The sequence below is a fragment of the Silvibacterium sp. genome (assembly GCF_047605705.1).
Classification (GTDB): Bacteria; Acidobacteriota; Terriglobia; order Terriglobales; family Acidobacteriaceae; genus Silvibacterium.
In genome coordinates this window covers 36,209-60,179 of the sequence record NZ_JASGFD010000027.1, presented here as the reverse complement: position 1 = coordinate 60,179, position 23,971 = coordinate 36,209, and the positions used below count along the sequence as shown (strand labels likewise).

Sequence of the window (23,971 nt, the reverse complement as noted above, 5' to 3'; positions counted from 1 at the left end):
CAGCTTATTCGAGCAACCTCCTTAGACGCGACAGGCTCGGCAAAAGGTTCGCAGCTTCGATACGATGAAGACATTGTGCGCACGATTGCCGTAAAGACCGCGTCTGCCGCCTACCCCGTATTTGTAGGGTCTGGCCTGCTGAAGACTGTTCCTGACAAGATTCGCCGCCAGTTCGGCAAGGGCCGCCGACGGGTCTTCGTGCTGACCTCGCCGGAGATCTGGGCGCTGTGGGGTGAGACACTTGCGGCCGGCTTCGACGAAGCGCCTTCGGTGCTGTTTCTGCCGCCCGGCGAAACTTATAAGCGCATGGCGCAGATCGAACGGCTGGCGACAGAGATGGCCGATGCGGGCGGCGATCGCGCTTCCCTGCTGATCGCCTTCGGCGGCGGCATTATCGGCGATATGGGCGGCTTCCTCGCAGCAATCTACATGCGCGGGATTCCGTACATCCAGATTCCGACCACGCTGCTGGCGCAGGTGGATTCGTCCGTTGGCGGAAAGACCGGCGCGAACCTGGCCACGGGCAAGAATCTCATCGGCAGCTTTCATCATCCGCAGGCTGTTTTTGCCGATGTGAGCACGCTGAAGACGCTGCCCGCACGCGAGCTGCGCGCTGGACTGTTCGAGAGCGTGAAGGCAGGCATCATCCGCGATGCGTCGCTCTTCCGCTTTCTCGAAAAGCAGAGCGACCTGGTGCTGAGCGGCGACGAGGCTGCGCTGCAGAAGGTGATCGCGGCGTCTGTCGCGATGAAGGCCGAGGTGGTGGGCATCGACGAGCGCGAGAACGGCCTGCGCATGATTCTGAATTTCGGGCACACGGTTGGCCATGCGATCGAGGCAGCGACCGGCTATAAGAAGCTGCTGCACGGCGAGGCCGTGGGCTGGGGCATGCTAGCCGCGCTCGAGCTGAGCCGCCGCCGTGGCGTGATCTCAGAGAAAGAGGCTGCGCGCATCGAGACAGTGATCCGCGCCTATGGGCCGCTGCCAGCCTTCCGCGCGAAGACCTCGGCACTGTTGGACGCTGCGGGCCGCGACAAGAAGAACAAGGCCGGCGTGCGACGCTTCATCCTCACGGAAGGCGTGGGCAAGTCGATCGTGGTCGAAGACGTGACCGATGTGGAGCTCGAAAGCATCATCGACTGGACGCTAGCCGAGGCTGCGCGATGAGCCCTTCGGCCAGCGGCGCACGTCCCGTGGGCGCCACCGATGAGGTGAGCTCGGCTGCGGGCGTGCAGCAGATGTTCAACCAGATCGCGCATCGTTACGACCTGCTGAATCACGTGCTTTCGTGCAACGTGGATCGCTACTGGTGGTGGCGCACGGCGCGTCGTTTCGACGCGGTGCTGAAGCGCGGCGATGCGACGGTGCTCGACATCTGCTGCGGCACGGGCGACATGACGCTCGCGCTGCTGAAACGCAGGCCGCAGGGCGCGCGGCCGGTGCTGGCTGCCGACTTTTCGCACGGCATGCTGGCGCGGGGCGCGGAGAAGTTCGCGCGGCTGAAATCAAATAATGGCGGCGCGGTCGCGATTGAGGCCGATGCGCTGCATCTGCCGGTTGCGCCTGCTTCACTCGACCTGATCACCTCGGCTTTCGGCTTTCGCAACCTGGCGAACTACGAGGCGGGACTGCGTGAGTTCTATCGCGCGCTCGCGCCGGGCGGGCAGCTCGGCATTCTCGACTTCAGCGAGCCGGGCGGCGCACTCGGCAAGTTCTATGCGTTTTACTTCCGGCGAGTGTTGCCGGCCATCGGTGCGAAGCTCAGCGGCATGGGCAGCGCATATGCCTACCTGCCGTCCTCGGTGGCGAACTTCCCTCCTCCGGAGGAGATGCTCCCGCTGATGCGCAAGGTCGGATTCGCCGATGTTTCCTGGACACCATATACCTTCGGCATCGCCGGACTTTATCGCGCCGTGAAACGATAGAGGCTGCAAATAAATAGTGAACATATGCAAGAAATCAGAAGGAGATGCACGACATGATTGCCAGCTCGATATGGAAAGACGGACTGCTGTTCGAGGGCCGCTCGGAGAGCGGCCACAGCATCACCTTTGACGCGACCAGTGAACACGCTGCAGGCCCCAGCCCCATGGAGATGGTGCTGGCGGCGCTGTGCGGCTGCACCTCGGTCGACGTGGTGAACATTCTCAAGAAGAAGCGCGAGCCGATCACCGGCCTCACCGTCTCGGCAAACGCTGAACAGCCTGCGGAGGCGCCGCGCGTCTTCACAAAGATTCACCTCGTCTATCGCATCGAAGGCGGCGTCTCGCAGAAGGCTGCCGAAGATGCCGTTGCGCTTTCCAAGGAGAAGTACTGCTCGGTGTCGCTGATGCTGGAGAAGTCGGTCGAGATCGATTACGCCATTGAGATTGCCGGCTAACTCAGGATGCTGCGGGCCTTTCAATTCGTGCTGGTGCTGCTGATGCTGGCGGCCGTTGCCCTCATCTCCGCCGTGGTGACGATGCACTTTGCCATCCACGGTGCGGAGGTGTCAGTTCCCGACTTCAAGGATATGACGGTGAACGAGGCGACCAGCCGCGCGGCCGCGCTGGGGCTCAACATCGACGTGGATGCGCACTCGTACAGCCTCGATATCCCGGTGGGCCATGTGGACGGGCAGACGCCGCGCGCCGGCACGGTGGTGCGCAAGGACTGGCATGTGCGGCTCGTCGAAAGCCTCGGCCCGCAAAAGGTGGCGATCCCGAATCTCGTCGGCTCGGATGCACGCGTGGCCGCGATCCAGATCCGCCGCATGGGTCTCGAACTGGGCGAGCAGGCGGAGATGCCCGATGCCTATACGACGGAGGGCTACGTGGTGGCGCAGACGCCGCTGCCGAATGCGTCCGGTGTGGAGCGACCGACGGTGAGCCTGCTGACCGCTGCCGCGCCACAGCAGGACAACGGCGGCTACGTGATGCCGAACTTCATCGGGCAAAGCTACACCAGCGCAGCCTTGGAGATTACGCACGCAGGGCTCACGCTTGCTCCTATGCGGACGCAAACGACGCCTGGCGCCGGCACGGCTCCGCAGTCATCTTCGGGGCAGCCTGCAGTTACCGTGAATGTTGCACCGTCGCTAACGGCCGCCGCAGCGCCCGGATCTGTAACGGCGTCCGGTCCTGCGATCGGCACCGTTACAGCGCAGCTGCCAGCTGCGGGATCGCGCGTTGAAGCAGGCGGATTCGTAACACTGACGGTAGCGGAATAAGAGCGCGCGGAGCTTTGCACCAAAGCAAGCACGATTTTCGGAGACGCTGCTCCGAAAATGGCTAAACAGTGGAAATTAAAGCCTCTGTTTCTGCTATATTGAATTTGTTGGTTGCAGTTGTGGTTCTTGTTCGGTACGAGCGCAGCTCCTTTGCTGAGCGCCTCCAAGTATCAAGCCCCTACAGCAAAGAACGGTGCGAAAGCACAGATGTTGCAAAGTTCCTCGCTTCTATGTAGTATGGAATCAAGAAGTTGAGGCAAGTTGGGGACGTAGCTCAGTTGGTTAGAGCGCTGCCCTGTCACGGCAGAGGTCGCGGGTTCGAGCCCCGTCGTCCCCGCCACTAAATCGAAGATAATGAACGATTTAGCGGCACAGTGGCAAGATTAGAATTTACCCCCGAGGGTGCTAAAGGGTGCTGAGATTTCTCAGCACCCTTTTTGCTGCCATCGAGCAAGTGCTGTTCCCCTCTCGAGGGTGCTGAAAGCCGGTTTTACCCGCCTCGATCACCATCTCCATGACCCAGTTATTGGCCTCACGTTTGATCGCTGATATCGCCGCGTGTATCGACGCGGCGTAACGAAATGGGCCAAGACGATCGGGCATGCTGTTTCAGATGGCGACCTCGCAAGCCGAACCCCATCTCCGACATGCCAAGTCTTGATCATGCAAGGGACTGCATTCTCCAGATGGTTTCCTGTCGAAGCGAGGTACTGCTTCAATCGCTCCCGTTAGGCGAGTCGCTCAATTTGGCCGCTCTTACGCTCAAGCGGCCATACCCTCGTCTCGCTGGAGGCGCTCATCGACGCGGGATGGTGCTAAAGAAGCTTTCCGGATACCAGGATGGCCTGCCGGGAGCGTCCGCAACTCTGCGGGTAAGTGTCAGCAGAACACGATCGAAATGGATCGCGGCTTCGCGGTCGATATGCTGATTCAGATCGTCGGATGGATGATGATACTTTTCCCGGATCCAGTCGTTGAAAGTCTTTTGCTCCGGCGAATCGGGCAGCCATCCAAATTTAAAAGCCAACGCCGGAATGCCGTACTTCACAAAGCTTGCCTGATCGGAACGGATAAAGCGGTTCTCGTCTGGCTGCTTGTCGAATTGGACCTCGATATCGTTGAGCTGTGCTGCGGCTCGCGCATCATTGCCCAGCGTGGACTCTCCAAGCCCCTGCACTTCGAGAAATCTGAGGGGAAACAGAGGAAGATACATGTCCATGTTAAGCTCCGCGACGATTCGATCGCGCGCAACGGTGGGGTATCGCGCATAGAATTGCGACCCTAACTCGCCTTCCTCTTCGCCCGTGAATGCAATAAAGAGAATCGAGCGACGTGGAGGGGTCCCGTTTGCGAGCGCCTTCGCAGTCTCGATGAGAGATGCAATGCCAACGGCGTTATCCATGGCACCGTTGTAGATGGAGTCTCCATTGACTTCGCGTCCTATTCCAAGGTGATCGAGGTGCGCAGTTAAAGTTACATACTCTTTCTTCAGCCTGGGGTCGCTTCCGGGCACGAGCGCTACGACATTCGGGGCCTGATATTCCGAGAGCACCTTCGTCGTGGTCGTCGCGCGAATCGAAAGGCCCAGCGAGAAGCCGGGCAGTGGCTTGCCGTCCTTCGCGAGCGCGGCGAGCTCGTCATAACTATGGGATGCGCCAGTGAACCAGCCGGCAGCAGAGGCAGCGGGCACGGTTGCGCTTATTTGAGCGCCTTCCAGCGGATTCAGAGCAGGATCGGAGAGCTGCTCGACGGGACGAGCGCCAGAGTTTTGTCCTCCGCCTTGTCCACGAATCGGGTCGCCTTGTGAAGGACGCGGCTCAGCAATTGTTACGATGCCGACTGCGCCAGCAGCTTTGAGCGCCTGCCAGCGAATGGCTGTACTCCGGAAGTAAGCTTTCAGAGGACCATGCACGGCTGCTGGAGCCCCCGCAAAAATAACCGCCACCTTGCCGTGAAGGTCGAGACCTTTCAGTTCGTCGACTCCCACTCCTGGCACCACTAATCCATGGCCAGCAAATACCGCGGGAGCGCTCACGGCGACAGCACCCTCCTTGTTCGGCGTGAGCGTCACCTCACTGCCGACTTTGAGAGATGCAATCGTATGGTCGTCGCGAACCAACTCGACACTGGAGTGATCGCCATCGACCTGCGCACTGCGGAATCCCACAGGCTGGCGATAGCCGTTGACTCCTGCCGGCTTCAACCCGATCGCTTTGAATTGATTCTCGACGTAATCGGCGGCGAGGAGAAATTCCGGAGTGCCGGTCTTGCGTCCCTTCAAGTCATCCCCGGCCAGCACCTTCACATGCGCGAACCAGGCATCCTCGGCCGCTTCTTCCGCTCTTTGTGATTCAGCGGTGACTGGCTGTATCCCGGGATTGAAATTGCTTGCCTGATCGCGGTGTTCCGCGAAGCCAGTTCCCTCAATGAGCGGCACCATAACAGATAGAAGAACTGCGACGCCTCTATAAAACTTCATCCTGATCCTCAAATCCGAGATCGACCAACATTCACAGAACAAAGGCAGCGACTACTGCCCCAAGTCGGGTTGGAGATATTTGTTCAGAAAGGCGAACTCTTTCTCGTAGGCATCCCGCCGGTGCTCGAGCTGCTGGAAACCGTGGCCCTCGCCGGGATACGTGATGTACGTAAATGTCTTTCCATCCTTCTTGAGAGCAGCCGCAAGCTCCTGCGACTCCTGCGGAGGCACCTGAGGATCTTCTTCTCCATGCAGGATAAGCAGCGGAGTCTTGATCCGATCTACATCGGGCAGGATGTTGGCCTTCCGATAGACGGCGGGCTTTAACTCCGGAGGCCCACCCATCTTGGTTTCCCAGCGAATCGCGGAATTGCGATTCGTGTAGCGAAGAAAGAGCGCTCGATCGACCACGCCAAACTTCTCGATGCCTACTGCGAAAGTATCTGGGAGCTTGGCAACAGCGTTGGCAACGACGGTTCCGCCATGGCTGCCGCCAGAGATGCCTACGCGCTTGGGATCGACGAGTCCGACATCGACCAGATACTTCGCCGATGCGGCGATATCGTCGATCTCGCCGCCGCCAGAGTCTTCGACATTTGCATTCCGAAAGCGTTCGCCATAACCGGTGCTACCGCGAAAATTCGGCTCGAGTACGACGTAGCCATGATCGGCCAGGAAGACTGACCACGGGGTCGCGGACAGAATAACCTGGCCCTCAGGCCCACCATGAGGGAGGATGACTGCCGGATAGCGCTTGCCTGCCTCGTACCCAGCTGGCTTGTAGAGGATGCCCGCCAACGCGAGGCCGTCTTTACTCTTGTAGTGCACAATCTCTGGCGTAATGCCGAGGCCTTCGTACGGTGATGGACGGACTGCTCCCTGCAGCTTTGGATCGTCCTTGCCAGAGATATCCGCAACATAGTTGGCGGATGCACCCAGGGTCGACCGCCACGTAAAACGAATGGAGTTGCTGTCGGCATTCCAACGCGGCCCGCTTTCAATTCCCTGCAGGCGAGTGATGCGATGCGGCTCACCTCCTCCTGCAGAGACGACCCAGATGTGCCTCTCTTCCGGCAGATCACGATTCGATTCGAAGGCGATCCATTTCCCGTCAGGCGAATACACAGGCGCCTCATCTTCGCCTCCGCCAAACGTCAGCTCCTTCGGCCTGCCACCGCTTGAGGGAATCGTCCAAATCTTGTCCCAATGCGTCTCCTGCAGCACTACGGCGAGCGTGCGATTGTCAGGCGACCATGAGACGGTATTCACTGCCCACGCCCCGCCGGGATCGTTCTTTGCGACATATATTTCTTTCGCATGCCCCACTGCGGTACCGGCGCCCTGGTCGAAGGAAAGAACTTCCAGCTTGCCTGAGAAAAATTCGCGCGAGCGCTCTGTGAACGAGACGCGCGTTCCATCCGGCGACCAGAGAGGATGAGGATCGAAGCGGTCGGATGAGACGGCGTCGCCATGATCAGGCGCGGAGGATTTGATTGCGTCAGCACCGTGATAAATCTCTGTTGCCGCAAGCAGGTTGAGCGTCTTACCATCCTGGCTCACGACATAAAGCTCATTGAAGCCCTTTTGCCCGGACTCATAGAGAATCCACTTGCCGTTGGGATTCCATTGCGGATGGTGATCTGTTGCCCCGCGTGGATCACCTGGCCCAGCCGGATCGTGCGTCAATTGCAGAGGGCTGGCTCCGTCGAGTGCAACGACCCAAACCTGGCCTCCGCTGATATAGGCGACACGCTGCCCATCAGGGGAAAGCTCGAGTTCGGATTTTGGCTCCGGCGTTGAGGTCAGGATCTTCGACTCACCACCATCTTTTGGTCGAAGCGCGATCTGGCCCTTCTCTACGGTAACGATGTACTTTCCGTCCGAGGTCTCGCCGTCGCCCCGTCCTCGTTCTGCTCCCACTGCGTATCGGGGATTCAACAGATCGTCGATTGTCAGCTTAGGTGTCTGCGCCAGCATGGTTGCTGGCACAGACAGAAGAAGCATCGCAATTGCCTTGTGCATGGTCCTGACTCCTGTATGAAGGGTCGATGAGATCAGAAGAAGAACTTGCCATAGACGACAACCACGCGTCCGGAGACAATTGCGCCCTGTCCAGTGCCGTAAATGCTGGTTGGCACACTTACATCCGTTGTGACAGTGCCCAGCGTCTGCCCCTTGTTCACATCTGCATTGGGAATGCCGAAGTTAGGATGGTTGAAGAGATTGTAGGCATCCGCACCGAGTTCGAAGCGGGCAACTTCGTTTACGTGAATCTCTTTGCCGAGCTGCGCAGAATAAGACGCAAAGCCTGGCCCGTAAAAGCTGTTGGGTTTCGTGTTTCCCCAGTTGCTCTGCGCAGGTATCGTCGCAGTTGCTACCGCAGGGCTGAACTCGCCGGTGTTCAAGCAGGGCGTCTTCACAGCAGATTTTCCGCAATGAATGCCGATTACCGAGGGATTCGTGGTGTTTGCCAGCACAGTACCGCTAAATGAACTCGAGAAGACATTCGCCGTGCTGATGCCGCTGTTTGTAACCGTGAAGGGACGGCCGCTATACAGGTACACCTTTCCGCCCAGCTTCCAATCGCTTACTGCACGATTGAGAAGATGATTCTGCAGTCGCGGTGTCGAATACACGAAATCGGCCATGAAATTGTTTCGGGTATCGAACGCAGCAGGACCGTAATTCTGATTGGCCGTACCTGTCGGCGTGGCTCCATTCAATGCATAGACGGTCGGGTTATAGATCGTTCCCAGCTGAAGCGCCTTGCTCCAGGTGTAACTCACCTGTCCCTGCACGCTGTGTGAGACGGCATGCCGCTCTACGAAACTGACTCCGTCGTAGCGTGAATACCCTTCATCGAAAATCTGGGTTACGGTCGAGAATCGGGGATCGGGGATCGCGGTGGGCAAGCCTCCGAATCCATCGGCTGCCCAGCCATTTGCCGCGGTATTGGATAGAGGTTCGTTATATCCATGATTGCCCGCGTACGAGATGGTGAAAACATCCCGGCTCGACAGCGGCTGCTCGATCTCCGCGCTCCATTCCAGCGCCTTGATCGTATGGAAATGGTTCGGGTTCACGTAGAGCGTGGGAGTGGAGAACGTGACTCCTGATGGTACGGCCGCCTGTAACTGCTTTAACGTATCGCCGTTGTTAAATCCTGCCTGGAAGGCAGCATTGGAAGCAGTGGCCGCGGCCTGCGACGAACCCGCATCGTTGGTAAGGCCCACAATTCCATTCGTGACAACAGGTGAGAATTTGTTTGGAGCGTTTCCATAAACGCTCGCCGCGATGCTGGCCGCGATTGTGTTCGTGAACAGACCCAGGCCTCCACGAATCACCGTCTTACCGCTACCGAATGGCGAATACGCAATCGCTACGCGTGGCTCGGGAATGATGCCTTCGAATTGAATGAAGTCCTTATGAATTCCTGTCAGCAGCGTGGCGTTGTACGGCACGGTAGCACCGGCGTCATAACCGGACGCCAGGAATTCGGTGTTCGCGCGGGAATAGCAACCCTCTTTGCACCAGGGATTTCCCTGATACTCGAAACGCGCGCCGTAAGTCAGCTTGAGGTTCTGCCTGATCGCCCACTCATCCTGTCCGTAAAAACCCAGTGAGTCGACGCGCAGGTGCACGGTGGGCAGTAGAGGAAATGCCTGGGTGAAGGTGTTGTAGTTGTGCGTATCGGCAATGTTGCCCTGAGAAAAATCGCCAACGCTGCCGAAGGTGTATGTACCGATGATCGAGCCGGTCTGATTCGCGGTGCTCGTAATGCGGTTATTGCGATTATTCACACCGAACTGAAGCGTGTGCTTGCCGTGATTCCAGGAAAGGTCGTCGATGATACCAAGCTGCTGGCCAAGACGTCCTTCCGGTGCCGCGGGCCCGAGTGCCTGGAATCCCGCGTCCCCGGCGCCGCCGTCGGTAAAGCTGAAGGAAAGCGGCAAAGCCTGCTGTGCCTGCTGAAAGTTGCTCGAGCCATAGAACACAGCAGTGTAGTAGTTGCCGTTCAGCACGAAGTTATTCACCAGGCTGGGCGTGATGGCATAAGTATGGTTCAGCTGGGGAATGATCCAGGGCTGAGGGCTATAGCCGTTGAACAGCGGGCTGATCGGGCTGGTGCTGCTGGCCTGTACACCATAATCACGGCTGATCCGGAAGTAGAGCTTCTGCTTGGTATTGATGTTCCAATCGACGCGCCCATCCGCCAGGTATTCGGTGTTGACGCTGGAGGCCGTAGACACGAATGCCACCGCGCAGGACACTCCGTTGGCTCCGCCAAAGGTCGCCGTGCTGCCAGGGACAGCTACACCGGTAAGCCCGTTATTCTTACCGCATCCCAGGTTGCCCGTACCGTCCTGCAACTGTCCCGTGCCATTCGTTACCGGGACAGCGCGGCTGATTCCAGGAGCTGCGTTGTAAAGCTTGAAGAGATCCTGATAGTAAGGCAGTGAAGCTGCGGGCACGTTCGCCAGCACATAATTCTGGAGTGCAGTAGACGGCAACGACACAACCTTGTTTGTCGGCAGGGCGTAGCGCAGACCTTCATAGTTGAAGAAGAAGGTCACCTTATCCCGCTTGATCGGCCCTCCGATCGAGCCTGCATACTGGTTGGCGACGGAACGCCCGCGCGGTGTGTTCGACGCATTGCTGAAGTAGTCGTTGGCATTCAGCACGTCGCCGTTATAGTTCTCGACCAGGTTTCCGTGAAACTGATTCGTTCCCGACTTGCTGATGTAATTCACCTGCGCCCCGGCCATGCGTCCATACTGCGCGCTGAAGGCGTTGGTGATCACCGAGGCTTCGGCCACGTCGTTCTGACCGAGCGTGTTGTTGCTGGATCCGGACTTGTTATTCAGGTTGTATGGTTCGACGATGTCCGCGCCGTTATAGGTGAAAAGCACCGAGCTGAAGGGCAGACCGTTGACGTTGAAATTGGTGTTGCCGCCGCCGACATTCACACGCACTCCTGGCGTAGTAAACGCCACGTTGGTGATGTCGCCTCCATTGACCGGCGTGTTCTCGACATAGTGCAGGTTGTAGTCGTTGAGATTATTTCCGTTCTCTGTCTGTAACAGCTCGTTGCTGCCTTCCACCTGAACCGTCTGCTGGACTGCCTGAACGGAAAGCGCAAGGTCGACCGCCTGCTCCTGCCCCACAAGCAGATGAATGACGATCGGCGCAGCCTTTTGCCCTGCTGCTTCCGCAGAGACTTCGTAGTCGCCGGGCTTTAGAAAGGGAAATCGATATTCCCCAGCGGAGCCGCTGACTGTTGTGCTGATGGCATCCGTTTGCGGTTGCCGAATGCGAACCGTGACACCGGGCACGACTGCCCCACTTGAGTCCTTCACCACGCCCACGACGGTTGCGCTGGTGAGCGTCTGCGCTATAAGAGAACGAACGGAGGACAAGAGAAGAAGTACAAGGAGAAGCGTAGGAATTTTTCTGAGAATCATGGTCTATCTCCCGGCGCGAATATGGCAGTGCCAAAGCGCGGTTTACTGCACGCAGAATGAGCCGGGGCGCACACCTATCCTCTCGAGAAAACTCGACAGAAAGATCGCATGTGGCAAAGGAAGTTCTGGGGACAGACTTCCCCGCATACGCCAGTTATAGCTCGCGGTTTATGACAGAACGATGGAAGCGGATGCCGTTAGCGACATCGACAAGCAAGGAGGGTCAGGCGGAAGCCTGATGGGGAGGGGAGAAGCATGGATGTGAGGAGGTTTCTCATGCGTCGTGATATCTAATATACGATTGTTCTTCCGGCGCGCAAGCTATTTTTCCGCTGCTTTCCAGGAACGTTAAGTTTGCTTCTTCCGTTAAGCCAACCCGAAGGAGCGGGCGAGCACATCGGTATATTTGTTGCCCGATCCGGTATTGAAGAGCACGACTCGGTCCGACTTCTTGAGGAAGCCTGTTTCGATCAGATGATCGTAGGCAGCGGTAGATGCGGCACCTTCCGGAGAGAGCAGCACGCCCTCGTTTGTTGCCCAGTCGCGCAGCGATGCAAGCAGCTGCTGATCTGTCAGTGACACGACCGTTCCGCCCGACTTCCGCACGTCGTCCAGAATGATGTAATCGCCGTACGGTTTCGGCACACGCAGGCCGGAAGCGAACGTCGCGGCATTCTGAAACATCTGGCTGACGTCCGCACCCGCCTCGAAAGCCTGGGCGATCGGGGCACAGCCAGCGGCCTGCACCGCGATCATCTTTGGGCGCGTTCCGCGCACCCATCCCAGCGCTTCCATTTCTTCAAATGCCTTCCACATGCCAATGAGTCCTACACCGCCGCCGGTGGGATAGAAAACAGCATCGGGATATTCCCATCCCAGCTGCTCGACGAGTTCATATCCCATGGTCTTTTTCCCTTCCACCCGGAAGGGTTCCTTCAGCGTGGACAGATCAAACCAACCCTGGGCCGACTTCTGTTCCCCCACAAGCCGCGCACAGTCCGAGATGAGACCGTCCACCAGCGTCACGTGCGAGCCATAGGCTAAGCACTCGACCTGATTTGCCAGAGGCACATCCTTTGGCATGAAAATATGCGCTTCGATTCCCGCCGCCGCTGAATATGCGGCGACAGCTCCGCCGGCATTTCCTGCCGAGGGCACTGCAACGCGAGTGACGCCATCCGCGCGCAGCATACTGATTGCCATGGACAGGCCGCGCGCTTTAAACGTGCCTGTGGGATTGGCTCCTTCTTCTTTGAGGAACACATTCTCATAGCGTCTGCTGCGAAGCATCGGCGTCCACCCTTCGCCCAGCGTTACCGGATCGACAGACGGCAGAACATTGCGGTAGCGCCACATGCCGGGCCAGCCACCGCCTTCTTTGGTGTTGCCGATGGAATTGCGAACCTCGATTCCATGCTGGTCAGAGAAGTCATAGCGAACGTAGAGGGTTCCGGCGCATCTCTCACAGACGGTTGGAGCCTTCGTCGGCAAAAAGACGGATTTGCAGCGCGAGCATTCGAAAGAAGCGATATTGGGCATTTGACTCAATCAAAGAAGCTGGAAGCAGGTCTATGCATGCCGGCCGGCCGCGAAACATCCGGCTCACATGCGTTGAGCAGGCATACATTCCATTCGAGGAGAAAGGCCGCCGAACGGGGCCATTGATAGGCGCGCAGAGAATCAACAACAGGATTGGAGGAATAATGACAAGGTGCTCATGCGCTGTGATATCTAATATACAGAGTCGCTCCTGGAACGCAAGCGCTATGCCGTGACGGCGATCGCAGCCTCAGGATCGAATCCGCAGGACACTCGACCCTCAATTAACCTGTATCCACGCATGAAGAAGCTGACCAATACTCCTAACCTCACCGAATTGTCCTATCGCAGCATCAAGGAACAACTCCTCGTCGGTACACTCCGCGAAGGGGCCAGGCTCACCGAAGAACAACTCTCCAGCCAATTGGGAATCAGCAAGTCCCCGGTCAGGGAGGCGCTGAATCGACTGGAAGCGGAAGGCCTCATCTGCATCGAAGCCCGCCGCGGTGCGTACGTACGGGAGTTTTCCCCTAAGGAAGTGAAAGACCTTTACGACTTCCGCGAAGTCCTGGAGTTGCATTCGATAGCTTCAGCAGAGATCACGCCCGCGTTGCTTTCGAAACTTGCTGACAGCATCGATCGAACCAAGATGTATCTCGAGTCCGGGGATAAGGCGAAGCACGTCGAAGAGGATCTCTACTTCCACGCGACACTCGCATCCGCTTCCGGCAACGACGAGTTCAGCCGCGTCTTTCAGAACATTCAGCAGAAAAGCCTGCTCTGTCGTTACAAGACGTATCACCTCTCGGGAGGCACGGCTCCCGCCAGCCATGGCAAGATCTACCTCGCTCTTTGCGCGAATGATCGTCCGGCAGCGATGGCGGCAATGAGCGAGCACGTGCGCTATGTGAAGGATCGCCTGGTAGAGGCCCTGCAGATTGATGAGACCTCACATCGCGAATTCGCGGCAGTGTAGGCATAGCAAGAAATCACGATCCCATTCAGCCAGACATTGCGGACCTTTTTCGAGGAGGCTCATTCGTGAGCCTGGAATCTACCTGCTCAAGGTAGCTGACGTAAGTGTGTGCCGAGACCCTAATTTGCAGATAAGTCAAGGCACTCATTTACCGTCAAGGTATGGTCACCGAAGCATCCGGTTACCTTTGACCGGTAAGTGCACTGGCGATGATGGGTTCGTCTAGAGATTCAGAATGCAAGGAGCGAACGGCAATCGCACGAAGGGCTAAGACGGCTATCACCGAGACCATGACCTCAAGAGCTGCAAACCATAAGAACCGCGAAGATTCGATTTTTCCTTACCCTTGATAAGACCAGCCATCAATCAGCTTCTTGGCTTAGAGAACAGGCATTCGCTGTGTGGTTGCGCGCTGCGCTGCCGCAACAGAAGCACAATCGTTCATACATGCAATTCCGGTCTCACGTTAGACAGACACTGAAACCAGCGGATGAGACAAAGTCGCAGTGACTGCAGAAGCAGCCAGGAGGCGTGCGTGGCCAGCATCATACGACGGTCCGGATTTCATCCCTTTCGCGCTGTTCTTCGGCGCCGAGCCCACCGATATGAAGTACACGGTCAAACAGCTGCCAGAATTGCTTGTCGCCATGCATTGTCACACACAATGCGCGGCCAGAGGTCTCTCTCAGGATCATCCGTATGATCGCCTCTTTACTGGCTATATCCAGGTGGGCAAGCGGCTCATCAAGAAGATATAGGTCAGCGTCCTTAAGCAGAGCCATCAGAATTTGCATCTTCTTACGCTGCCCATCCGATAATGCTGTCGTGGAAACAGCATTCATGCAGTCATCGATCCCCATCTCACGAGCGAGGGCAAAGCACCTGTCTTTCTCAAGCCTCGTGAGACCATCAAACTGCAAGTTATCCTTTACCGATCCGGGCAAAAAATAGAACGGACTTAATGCCGCGCTGATTTGCTGCACCGAAATAACACGCATTCTGCCATCGGACGGAGTCAGAAACTGCGCTATCAAGTTTATGAAAGTGGATTTGCCACTTCCATTCGAGCCTGTCAGCAGTATCCGCTCCGTCGGGCCAATGGATATGTCAAGTCCGCCAAGTACAAGCTTGTCGTCATACTTTACTGTGATCGCATCGCATTCAACCACCGCAGTTTGCGGCGGCTCGTACTCGACTGGTGCACGGCTGGTAGCGCCAAACTCATGAATACGGTGAATTTTGGAAACGAATGCCACGCATTCCGAATACTGGAGGCTAATCCTTCGACCAGCACTGATCAGCTTCCAGAATACATTCATAAATGCCAGTAATCCGCCAATCGTCAAATTGCCGACGGCAACGGCATAACCAGAAGTAATAAACACCAGAACTTCTGCAACGGTCAGCAGCGATTGGCTGTACATGTCGTACGTCTTAGCTGCTTTAACTCCGTCGTAGCCTAGAGCTAGCGCTTTGCCCAGCGACTGTCGGACCAGCGTTCTGGCATGTCCGGCAAGCGAGAAGATCTGTATGGTGCGGCTGGCCTGGCTGACACCTCCGATTACCTCTCTCGCCTCAGCCTCTTCCACCGCAGTACGCTTGACCAAGGAGTTCAGTTGAGGGGCGAAGTGATTGGCCAAGTACAACAGCAAGGGAACGATACAGAGCAGGCCCACTGTGATTTGCCACGACAGGTAAACACAGATCACCATCGCTGCTACGAAGGATGTCCCGGATACACACACCGCCGAGACACCGGAGATAAGAGACGTTGCCATGGATACCGGCTCGTCATAGATGCGGGACACATAATATCCCGCGCTGCGAGTCTGATCGTTGCCATACGGTGCCACTTTGAGGCAATCATCCACAGCCTGCAGAATGACAGTCTCAGCTATCTGGTTTTGTACTTTCTTTCCAAAAAGCTCATAAAGCCGAGAGGCGACTCGATAACCAATACCTAGTACCGCAGTGGCTATGGCCAGAACAGCAAATAACCGGACATCATGTCCTATGATTCCCTTGTCGATTATGGCTCTGGTCAGCAGGGGGTCGACGAGGGTGAAGCTCCCATTCAAAAGGGAGCCGAACACGACAAGACCAGTGATTGTGAGCCAATGGCCATGCAACCCTTTAAAGGCCTCCTGGAGCATAGATCGAAACGCAACAATCATGATGTGCCCAGTGCGCCTAAGCGCGGGACACGCTCAGCGCATCCTCATTGGCGATGCTGCATGAGTGGGTCCGAAGAGGATCCATGAGCTCCCTTGGACCAGGATTGAGTAGCCGCGACAGAAACATCCCGATTCCGGCCGCGCCTGTACCATAGTCAAGGCTGGACTTAATCAATTCCTCGCCGGGGTATTCGATACCCGTCTCTCTCTGTATTTCAAAAATCCTGATCCCCGATGCGATATTCCAAGCATCCACAAGGTATCTAGATTCCCCGGTATAGAGAAACATATCCAGCAGAAACTCTCCCATTCCACTAAGGCCCATGAACTGAGAAGGATGTACTGCGTACTTTGTTGCAACATACGCGGCAGCCTGCCGTGCCGCTACGATATAGCGGTCATCCCCTGTTACGCCGTGAAAGCGGAGTAGACAGCTACCGATACCTGCATTACCGTAGCGCCAGTATGGGGAGTAGAAGTTGTCATTCTTCCCCCGTGGCCAGACAAGCAGGTCATCGCGCACTCCAGCTTCGTCTATTTCCAGATCGATTGCTTTCACCGCAGTCTCCAGAAAGCGTTTTTCTGCTGTTGCACTATAAAGCTGCAGCAAAAAGTGACCGATCCCTGCACCGCCATGCGCATATCCGTAGTAGTGATGGCCATCTACATTCTTCCACCACACACCGTTTGGCGCCTGCTGCGCCTCATCGATCAGCCATGCACCCAGGGTGCAAGAAAGGTCGGCGTACTGCTGCTCTTTTGTCCTGTTCCATAGAGCGAGAGCTGACAAACCAATGCCGGCGGCACCATAAAATATGTCAGGTCCCGCATAAAGCAAGGGGGATTTTTCAGCCATCCGCATGGCAGCCTTTGCTTCAGCCTCAAGGCCAAGGATGTGAAAACCCCATGCGATTCCCGCCAGGCCTACAAACATCCCCGGTGGATAGTGCTCGGCATTCAGAGGAGCCGATTGCAGCCAGGATGTTACTTCCTGAGGAATTGCCCCCGTCTGTCGGTGAAGAAAAAGACTGACGCCCGTTGCGCCAAAGGCGAGGCTCAAAGGATTGGTGGAAAACACACGATAATCGGCTGGCCACAATCTGTCCCTGCGACTGTAGTCAGTCGTGGCGAGAATCTGACTGACTATTTGGGGCAGAACCTGCTCGGTGTGAGCACTTAGGCTCTCGATAGTATCTCTGTCGCATATTTCCGTCCTCTCTTCAATGACGAGTGCGACTTGCTTGGGAGATTCAAGCTTGGCCGTCACACCATCCCCGTTCGACATGGAAGCAGCTTGCCTGTCAAACCAAGTGTCGACAATTGTGCGCGTCGCGAGCACCTCGCCATCGAAGAGACTGAAGATGATGCGGCCAATATCTTGCGGAAGGCCATAATCTTTGGCTATTTCACTAAGGACTTGCCGCTTGATCTCTTGAGAGAACTGGAAATACGGGAGGATGGGATAGATGATGCTGTAGAGTGTACAACCCAGCGCATAGTAGTCGTCTTCCCTGCTCCAGGGCTGTGACAGATCTTTGTCCCGCCTGAAGAATCCGATCGTCGCGATCATGGGCTGCGACGACGGATTGTTTATGAAAGTAGAGCCCTCGAAGTCAATCACCTTAAGATCAAGCGTATCTCTATTTATCAGAATATTGTTGGGAGATATGTCCCCCACCGCAATACCGGCTGCATGGCACCACTCCAGGGCACAAAGAAGATGCCTCGTGATGGTCATAAACTCTTGCACGAACGAGGCAGTCGCCTGGGTAGAGGGATTGCGATTCACAAGCAGCCCCGTTTCCTCCATAGCCCGGTAATTTGTCAACGGCATGCCGGCAAAGTATTCTTCGACTAAGAATTCGTGCTCCCATTCCTGGAAATAGTCTATGAGTGTCGGCACATATGGACAGGTATTGAGATTCGACAGTAACTCGCGTTCTCGTCTTAGCAGGTCAATCGCAGTTATGTTCAGCTGTTCATCCATGCAGACATGGGGTCTGGCTTCCTTAAGGATGACTGTGCGATTTGTTTTTGTATCCGTTCCTTTATATACGCCGCCTGCGTTTGAGAAGGTGATCGGTCTTTCAATGGAATAGCGCTCATGTAGCAGAAAGCTGTCGCCGCCGTGGGGCATGGCTCCGCCTCCATCCACGGGATCTTCGATGCCCACTGGTAAATGGAAGGCCGGAAGCCTCTCGTCATGAACCATGGTTCCATCCTGCGCCTGAATACATGGAATATGTTCTCCATGAATTGTCAGAGTATCGAAACGCTGGAATCCACCATATCTGTAATACACAACGCGACTATCGCGATAAGGCTTGTCAGAGAGAATATAGGGGCCAACCATCCCCTTTGTCACGTTAGCTAGCTGCTCGGCTAATCGCAGGAAAACATGCTGCGGTGGGTAAATGGTGACAAACTTACCCGATGATGCACGATGAAACTGCTTGCCGTTGACTATAGATAAAAGTGTACGGTCGGCGACTACCTTAAATGCGACGTCAGTCTCAAGCAGTAGGGGTATACATCGATGTAGAACCTCAATAGCGCTATCGAGGGTTGCAGATAGGTGGATTTTGAACCCCTGGGGAGGCATAGCACTCGCCAGAGGTACAACGTGATACCAAATACCGATGCGTTGGCATGTATCGCTAGGACGCAGAAATTGCGCTATAGTGCCGCGGAAATCGCTTGCTTTCGGTGGTATATAAGAACCGAGAGTATCGTAGTATCGCTTATCGGTAACGCAATACGAGAACAAGTCTCGCTTCAGTTTGCGCTCTAAGCCGTACATAGCCCTCCTCCATCCGAGGAATGGCTCCTTCCGGATCGCAGATAAGTCCGGCCAGAAGGAACCAGTCACCGGTTACTGCAGGCGAATCATCAACTATTCGCGATATGGTCAATGTTGACACAGAGAAATGCTGTACGGCAGGCAACTGTAGATAACCCGTAATAATTCCGTCTTTAATGCACCGAACTCATGGCATTAAAGAGCTTTGCAGCAACTGATACTGAGCAGGGACGAGAGTGACAGAATGTCGGGCTCCGAGTCGGTGCTAACCTGGAGCGATTGCAGGGCTAAGACTGAGTGCATAGCAGGGTTCTCCTTTCTATAGCGCGACGGTATCATGCGGACTAATCCGGGTCAACGCAATTTTGCCACACGCTTAACATGCTCCTAAGTTGACTATTTACCAAGTGGCTTATTGATTGATTCCTGCCCAGCGGAAGCCACCTGAAAGTTCAAGGATTACCGCGATTCCGAACAAGGTCGCGCTACGAAGAGGAGCTGGATTTCGCTCACGATGCGACTCCTACGGGTAAGCATTCGCATCGTGAACTCGAATGGGCTCAGTCAATCCGAAGGGCCTGCATCGGCTCGGTGCGTGTGGCGCGCCGAGCTGGGATATAACATGCCAGCAGAGCGATGGAAGCCAGCAGCACCGGAACCGAAACATAGGTGATCGGGTCGGCGGCACTAACGGTGATCAGACTGCGCAGCACATACCCAACCCCGAAGCTGACGACTAGTCCGACAGTCAGACCGATAGCCACGATCCAGATACCCTGCCGATAAACCATGCGCAGAATATCCGATCGCTGCGCACCCAGTGCCATGCGCACGCCGATTTCTCCGGTCTTCAGGCTCACCGCATATGAAAGAACTCCATAAACGCCGACAATGGCAAGGATAAGTCCGAGCAAGCCCATCACGCCTGCGAGTAAGGCCACCAACTCAAAGATCAGCAGACCATTGATTGAGTAGAGTGCCTGATGGAGGGTTGTCACTCCAAAAACCGGGAGTAGCGGCGCAACGCTATGGATCACCTGCTCCACAGAGGGAAGTATCGCGCTGGCGTCCCCTTTCGTGCGCAGTTCGATTGCCAGCAGAGAATTCATCGCCACATGCTGAAAATAGGGAACATAAAAATAAAACGGTTCGTTTCCTGCCATCGTGCCGTAGAGAACGTTACCAGCTACGCCCACCACACGCATCGGATGCTTTGGGTCAGCACCCATCGTGATGAAGCGCCCAATCGGATCGCGTCGTGGCCAGTACTTTTCCGCAAAGGCCTGACTGACGATTGCAACATACGCACTTTTGTCGTCATCGGCATCGGTGAAAGAGCGACCTTCGGCGATCGGAATACCTAGAGTGCGGAAGTAGTCCGTTCCGATGACATTGTAGAAAATTGCTGGAGCTGCCTGGCCGGATCCGGATGGCGGCGTATATCCATCAATCGTGACCGTGTCATTCCCTAAATTCATATCACTCATAGGGTATGACTGCGCAATGGTTGCCGAGGCAATGCCAGGCAGGCCCCGCAGGCGTGGAAGGAGCGTCCGATAGAAGGTAGCGGACTGGTTTAGGTCATGCCCGATCTCGCTGGGATCGACCATCATCGCCAGCGCGTGGCTCGGATCGAAACCGAGATCCGCATGCGCACTCTTTATGAGCGAACGGGTGAACAGTCCCGCAACGATGAGCAGTGCGAGCGCCGCGCTGATCTGGATAGTGACGAGCGCATCGCGGAGCTTGTGGCCGCGCCCCGCGATGCCGCGGCCGCCTTCATGCAGAATCAGGTTCAGACTCGCGCGCGACACCCTAATTGCGGGGACGATGCCGACAAGAGTTCCGGCGAGCATCGCAACGGCAATTGAGAACGCAAAGACATGCCAATCGAACGGAAAGCTGAAAGCGACCGGAAGGTCGGTATTGAGATTGACGTAGCTGATGGCGCGCGTCCCTACGACGCCCAGCACAATGCCTCCAAAACCGCCCAGTAATGCCAGCAGAATGCTTTCCGTCAGCATTTGGCGAATCAGCTGCAAAGGCCGAGCGCCAAGCGCCGAGCGAATGGCCACCTCCCGCTCGCGCACAGTCGCACGCACGAGTAACAGATTGGCGACGTTGACGCAGGCCAGCAGTAGCACCAATCCAGCAAGCGAAAGAAAGATTGCTGAAACGCTCTCGTAGGCATGGTTCTGGTCCAAGCCGCCGCCTAACCGGCCGGCCGTCAGCGAAAACGCATGCAACTCCAGGTTGTGCTCCTCCCGGGGATGCATCTCGCCGAGTCTCCTAGCCGCGAGCGACAGAATATTGTCTGCCTGCGCTTGTGTAACGCCCGGCTGAAGCCTCGCATAAAGAGACATGCTGCGGTTCGCCTGGGCATTGAATTGTGCCAGCGGCTGGTTCTCAATGGTGACCACCATGGCGAGTGGAATCCATGCTTGTACCGCTAGAATGTTGCTCAACCCCTGGAATTCCCGGGGCGCTACGCCGACGATCGTCACAGGATGTCCATCGAGCGCAACCTCGTGGCCGACAATGTTTGGATCGGCTGCGAAATGTTCTTTCCAGTAGCTGTAACTCAGCACCATATACGGATCGGCGCCCGGGGTCATACCTTCGGAGGGCGAGAAGAAGCGGCCCAGCAGCGGATGCACTCCAAGTGTTTCGAAGTAGTTGCCTGAGACATACTCGGTGAAAGCGCGAGCCGGCTTGCTCCCCGACATGCTTAAGCCGTCCAGCCCAAGCTGGGTGGCGACGACCGCAGTGAACACGGGACGCGTCTGTCCCTCGATCTGCTGGTACTCAGAATTCGAGAAGGGAGGTATCCACTGTGTGCCGGGCTGGCGCATTCCCAGCTCGACCATCTGGCTCTGGTTTTGAATATGAAAGGAACTAAAAAAAAGACCATTCACAATACTGAAAATGGCGGTATTTACGCCCACCCCCAGCGCGAGCGTGACGATAGCGATAGCCGCAAAGCCCGGAGTGCGCGCAAATTGACGCAGGCTGAATCGGATATCACGTCCCAGATTTTCGATGCTAACAAGGCTACTCATTTTTCCAGATCTCCTCGCGGACAGCGCTTTGCCCCTCAAGCCTCGCCCACGCCGGACGCGTGGCCACCTGCGATGCACGCCTGCGCCTCGTTGCCTGCGACAGAGTGGGGTCAGACGATAGAAATACGTTTAGCGGCTATTCTTGCTGGCACCCCAGCATGAGGGAGCCCGCTCTCGGCCTTTCCCGCATTGCTGGGCTAAGTGCTGCGAGGCCTGCTCGATCTGCAGCACATCTTGTGATGTGTACTCAATCCTACGGGTGATAGCAGGACGTCCATCTGGCCTGTGATCTATGACTCCAAGTTGAGCATGTCCAGCATGCCAGCAGCCCCTCCCGCACTCTTATTGGAGCGTACTACCTGATCCTGATACCAGATTGCTATCTGAAGATACGCTGCTGTACGCCAGAAGTTCCACAAAAACCATACAGATATATATCGATTAAACACGGCTCAGCAAGCCGAGATAGCTCATTCGAGTTGTTTGGCTCCTATCTTAGCAAGCCATTTTCGCAGATCCTTCGCGACCAACTCCGACCCATAGCGCCACGAGAAAGAAGTGAAAGGATGGGAGAAGGCCAAAAGTTGGGCCGAGATCAGAGGCTAACTTCCTTGGTCATGGCCAGCGCGCTCAGTCAGCAGATACATTTGTACGATACGAATATCAGGAGCGATTCACCTCGGCAGATAATCCTGTATTGCGTGTTTCGCAACTGAACCGAGGAGAGTTTGCGCTGTTAGCAAATGTTGGAGCTCTCAACAATCCCGATGGCGTGTGGCATCGCAGGATGCCCTTTGGCGAATCAAGCGCTCCGGAAAAGCAGCAGGAGTGCTATTCATGCAGGAAAGCGATTTGCCGTAAACAATATCCCGGCGAGCAAATGACAAGCCTGAGTTGCTTTGAGGATAGTATCTCTATGAAGCGCATCTTCACCTCCCTCCACCGTTGCCAGGGTGGAGGGGTGTTTCGTGTTAGGCAAAGGAGAGTTCAGATCGTTGCTTTTACGCAACACTAGAATTTCCAAGTGGCCAGCTTGAGGGCCTGAAAATGATTCTCTATCTCAGCCCGAAACACTCAGATGAGACTATTTCATCGCAGCGAGGCTTAGCGAACAGGTCCGATTACGGGCGATAGCTTCTCTGCGATGGAGATTCTTGCTGCTACTGCAGAGGCGGTGTTCCATCGCGCGTAAGGCCCAAGTTTCACGACATACCAGTGGCGGCCGTGGCCGTCCGTAAACTGGCCTACGGCCGGGCGATAACCCTTATCCCTCAAAGACTGCACCAGCGCGTCGGCGTTTGCCCGGTTGCTGAAGGAGCCTACGCGCACCGCGAGCTCAGGCTGCGGCATTGCGGGTTCGAGCGGATGGGCCGCGGACGACTTCCCCTCTGCCGGCGCGAGAGCGGTAGCAGACGCGGGCGCGGCGGCAACCTTGGGCTTCGCGTCCGCGATGGAAGCAGTTGCAGGACTGGATGCGGCATTGGTGGATGCCACTGCCTCTGTGCTTCCTGCTTCCCTTCCCTCCCCAACCGTATGCGTGCTCGTTGGCGCGCTTGCGGATGAGCTCGCGGGCGAAGATGTTGTGGCGACCTGGCCGTCAGTTTTAAAGCTTGCGTCTTGCATCTTCGGTTCCGCTGGCTTCGGCTCAGTTGGAACCGCAAGTGCGGGCTTCTCCGCTTTCGCAAGAGAAGGCCTTGCAACTGCCGCAGCGGCAGCGGCTGACGAGCGTGCGGCGTTCTCTGTGAAATGTGTGTAGAGCAGGCCTGCGAGGCTTCCTGCAATAAAGATGGACAGGCCTGCACCGGCGAAGCAGGCAGCCAGCGTAAGAACGCGGCCACGATCGAGGGAAAACTGCAGTGGTCCACTCATGGCAGCATTACGGTCGTCTGACCGGGTGAGGTGATGGCGATGACGCCGCCCCAGGAGCACATCAGCTTGGAGTTCGCATCGAGCGCGGGCATGTTGCCGATGAGCACCGTGGGAACTCCGGGAGCCCAGGGCGCGAGCGTGAGCGGCACACAGGGCATGGGCGTGAGCACGCCGAGCGCGGCGGCAGTGGCTGCGATGACCGTCGGGTTCGATGGCGAGGAGCATATGCCGAAGGGAGGGATATTCACGATCGGCTTGTTGTCCATGATCGTCGCGGCGGGCGGGCCAGTGAGCGTGCGGTTCTCCGGCAGCACGATCAGCGTGGACGGAGCTACGCCGAAGCTGCAGGTCATTGCTGCTCCCATACAAACCTGTGGCGCCATACGTGCTCCTTTCCTCCGATGA

The 23,971-nt window shown here is 56.5% G+C and carries 14 protein-coding genes and 1 tRNA gene; 6 read left to right on the top strand and 9 right to left on the bottom strand.

Annotated elements, in window-relative coordinates; translation table 11 throughout:
* Positions 1 to 75: 75 nt before the first annotated feature.
* From aroB to QM649_RS11395, 5 genes are all read left to right on the top strand, one after another.
* Positions 76 to 1,167, top strand: a complete 1,092-nt coding sequence (gene aroB, locus QM649_RS11415; protein ID WP_415199168.1) for a 3-dehydroquinate synthase — start codon at positions 76 to 78, stop codon at positions 1,165 to 1,167.
* Positions 1,164 to 1,925: a ubiquinone/menaquinone biosynthesis methyltransferase gene (locus tag QM649_RS11410; RefSeq protein ID WP_415199167.1), complete on the top strand. Its 762-nt coding sequence runs from the start codon at positions 1,164 to 1,166 to the stop codon at positions 1,923 to 1,925. The genes aroB and QM649_RS11410 overlap by 4 nt, the downstream gene beginning before the upstream one ends.
* A 53-nt stretch (positions 1,926 to 1,978) precedes the next feature.
* Positions 1,979 to 2,380, top strand: a complete 402-nt coding sequence (locus tag QM649_RS11405; RefSeq protein ID WP_415199166.1) for an OsmC family protein — start codon at positions 1,979 to 1,981, stop codon at positions 2,378 to 2,380.
* 6 nt (positions 2,381 to 2,386) lie between these two features.
* Complete coding sequence (locus QM649_RS11400) at positions 2,387 to 3,208, top strand: PASTA domain-containing protein (RefSeq protein WP_415199165.1); 822 nt, start codon at positions 2,387 to 2,389, stop codon at positions 3,206 to 3,208.
* A 263-nt stretch (positions 3,209 to 3,471) separates the two neighbouring features.
* Positions 3,472 to 3,548, top strand: a tRNA-Asp gene (locus QM649_RS11395).
* Positions 3,549 to 4,004: 456 nt separating this feature from the next.
* Here the strand turns inward: QM649_RS11395 and QM649_RS11390 are convergent.
* From QM649_RS11390 to QM649_RS11375, 4 genes are all read right to left on the bottom strand, one after another.
* A complete protein-coding gene (locus QM649_RS11390) occupies positions 4,005 to 5,687 on the bottom strand; it encodes a M28 family peptidase (RefSeq protein WP_415199164.1) in 1,683 nt (560 codons plus the stop codon).
* A 51-nt stretch (positions 5,688 to 5,738) separates the two neighbouring features.
* On the bottom strand, positions 5,739 to 7,709 hold the full coding sequence (locus QM649_RS11385) for a prolyl oligopeptidase family serine peptidase (RefSeq protein WP_415199163.1): 1,971 nt from the start codon (positions 7,707 to 7,709) through the stop codon (positions 5,739 to 5,741).
* 32 nt (positions 7,710 to 7,741) lie between these two features.
* Positions 7,742 to 11,149, bottom strand: a complete 3,408-nt coding sequence (locus QM649_RS11380) for a carboxypeptidase regulatory-like domain-containing protein (protein WP_415199162.1) — start codon at positions 11,147 to 11,149, stop codon at positions 7,742 to 7,744.
* Positions 11,150 to 11,515: 366 nt separating this feature from the next.
* The gene (locus tag QM649_RS11375) at positions 11,516 to 12,688 is read right to left on the bottom strand and encodes a threonine synthase (protein ID WP_415199161.1); all 1,173 of its coding nucleotides are present in this window, start codon (positions 12,686 to 12,688) and stop codon (positions 11,516 to 11,518) included.
* Positions 12,689 to 12,989: 301 nt separating this feature from the next.
* Between QM649_RS11375 and QM649_RS11370 the strand changes: the two genes are divergently transcribed.
* On the top strand, positions 12,990 to 13,664 hold the full coding sequence (locus QM649_RS11370) for a GntR family transcriptional regulator (protein WP_415199160.1): 675 nt from the start codon (positions 12,990 to 12,992) through the stop codon (positions 13,662 to 13,664).
* Positions 13,665 to 14,209: 545 nt separating this feature from the next.
* On the opposite strand, the gene QM649_RS11365 is transcribed toward QM649_RS11370, so the two are convergent.
* The 5 genes from QM649_RS11365 to QM649_RS11345 form a co-directional block, all read right to left on the bottom strand.
* A complete protein-coding gene (locus QM649_RS11365) occupies positions 14,210 to 15,838 on the bottom strand; it encodes an ATP-binding cassette domain-containing protein (RefSeq protein WP_415199159.1) in 1,629 nt (542 codons plus the stop codon).
* Between the two features lie 16 nt (positions 15,839 to 15,854).
* Complete coding sequence (gene lanKC / locus QM649_RS11360; protein ID WP_415199158.1) at positions 15,855 to 18,638, bottom strand: class III lanthionine synthetase LanKC; 2,784 nt, start codon at positions 18,636 to 18,638, stop codon at positions 15,855 to 15,857.
* A 560-nt stretch (positions 18,639 to 19,198) separates the two neighbouring features.
* Positions 19,199 to 21,697 carry an ABC transporter permease gene (locus tag QM649_RS11355; RefSeq protein WP_415199157.1) on the bottom strand — a complete coding sequence of 833 codons (2,499 nt, stop codon included), beginning with the start codon at positions 21,695 to 21,697 and terminating at the stop codon, positions 19,199 to 19,201.
* Positions 21,698 to 22,801: 1,104 nt separating this feature from the next.
* Positions 22,802 to 23,191: an SPOR domain-containing protein gene (locus tag QM649_RS11350; protein ID WP_415199156.1), complete on the bottom strand. Its 390-nt coding sequence runs from the start codon at positions 23,189 to 23,191 to the stop codon at positions 22,802 to 22,804.
* A gap of 371 nt (positions 23,192 to 23,562) precedes the next feature.
* A complete protein-coding gene (locus QM649_RS11345) occupies positions 23,563 to 23,949 on the bottom strand; it encodes a DUF4280 domain-containing protein (RefSeq protein ID WP_415199155.1) in 387 nt (128 codons plus the stop codon).
* Positions 23,950 to 23,971: the final 22 nt, after the last annotated feature.

Coding starts and splice junctions, on each gene's coding strand:
- QM649_RS11385 (WP_415199163.1), bottom strand. CDS start 7,709: ATGCACAAGGCAATTGCGATGCTTCTTCTGTCTGTGCCAGCAACCATG.
- lanKC (WP_415199158.1), bottom strand. CDS start 18,638: ATGTACGGCTTAGAGCGCAAACTGAAGCGAGACTTGTTCTCGTATTGC.
- QM649_RS11370 (WP_415199160.1), top strand. CDS start 12,990: ATGAAGAAGCTGACCAATACTCCTAACCTCACCGAATTGTCCTATCGC.
- QM649_RS11410 (WP_415199167.1), top strand. CDS start 1,164: ATGAGCCCTTCGGCCAGCGGCGCACGTCCCGTGGGCGCCACCGATGAG.
- QM649_RS11355 (WP_415199157.1), bottom strand. CDS start 21,697: ATGAGTAGCCTTGTTAGCATCGAAAATCTGGGACGTGATATCCGATTC.
- QM649_RS11405 (WP_415199166.1), top strand. CDS start 1,979: ATGATTGCCAGCTCGATATGGAAAGACGGACTGCTGTTCGAGGGCCGC.
- QM649_RS11345 (WP_415199155.1), bottom strand. CDS start 23,949: ATGGCGCCACAGGTTTGTATGGGAGCAGCAATGACCTGCAGCTTCGGC.
- QM649_RS11365 (WP_415199159.1), bottom strand. CDS start 15,838: ATGATTGTTGCGTTTCGATCTATGCTCCAGGAGGCCTTTAAAGGGTTG.
- QM649_RS11380 (WP_415199162.1), bottom strand. CDS start 11,149: ATGATTCTCAGAAAAATTCCTACGCTTCTCCTTGTACTTCTTCTCTTG.
- QM649_RS11390 (WP_415199164.1), bottom strand. CDS start 5,687: ATGAAGTTTTATAGAGGCGTCGCAGTTCTTCTATCTGTTATGGTGCCG.
- QM649_RS11400 (WP_415199165.1), top strand. CDS start 2,387: ATGCTGCGGGCCTTTCAATTCGTGCTGGTGCTGCTGATGCTGGCGGCC.
- QM649_RS11375 (WP_415199161.1), bottom strand. CDS start 12,688: ATGCCCAATATCGCTTCTTTCGAATGCTCGCGCTGCAAATCCGTCTTT.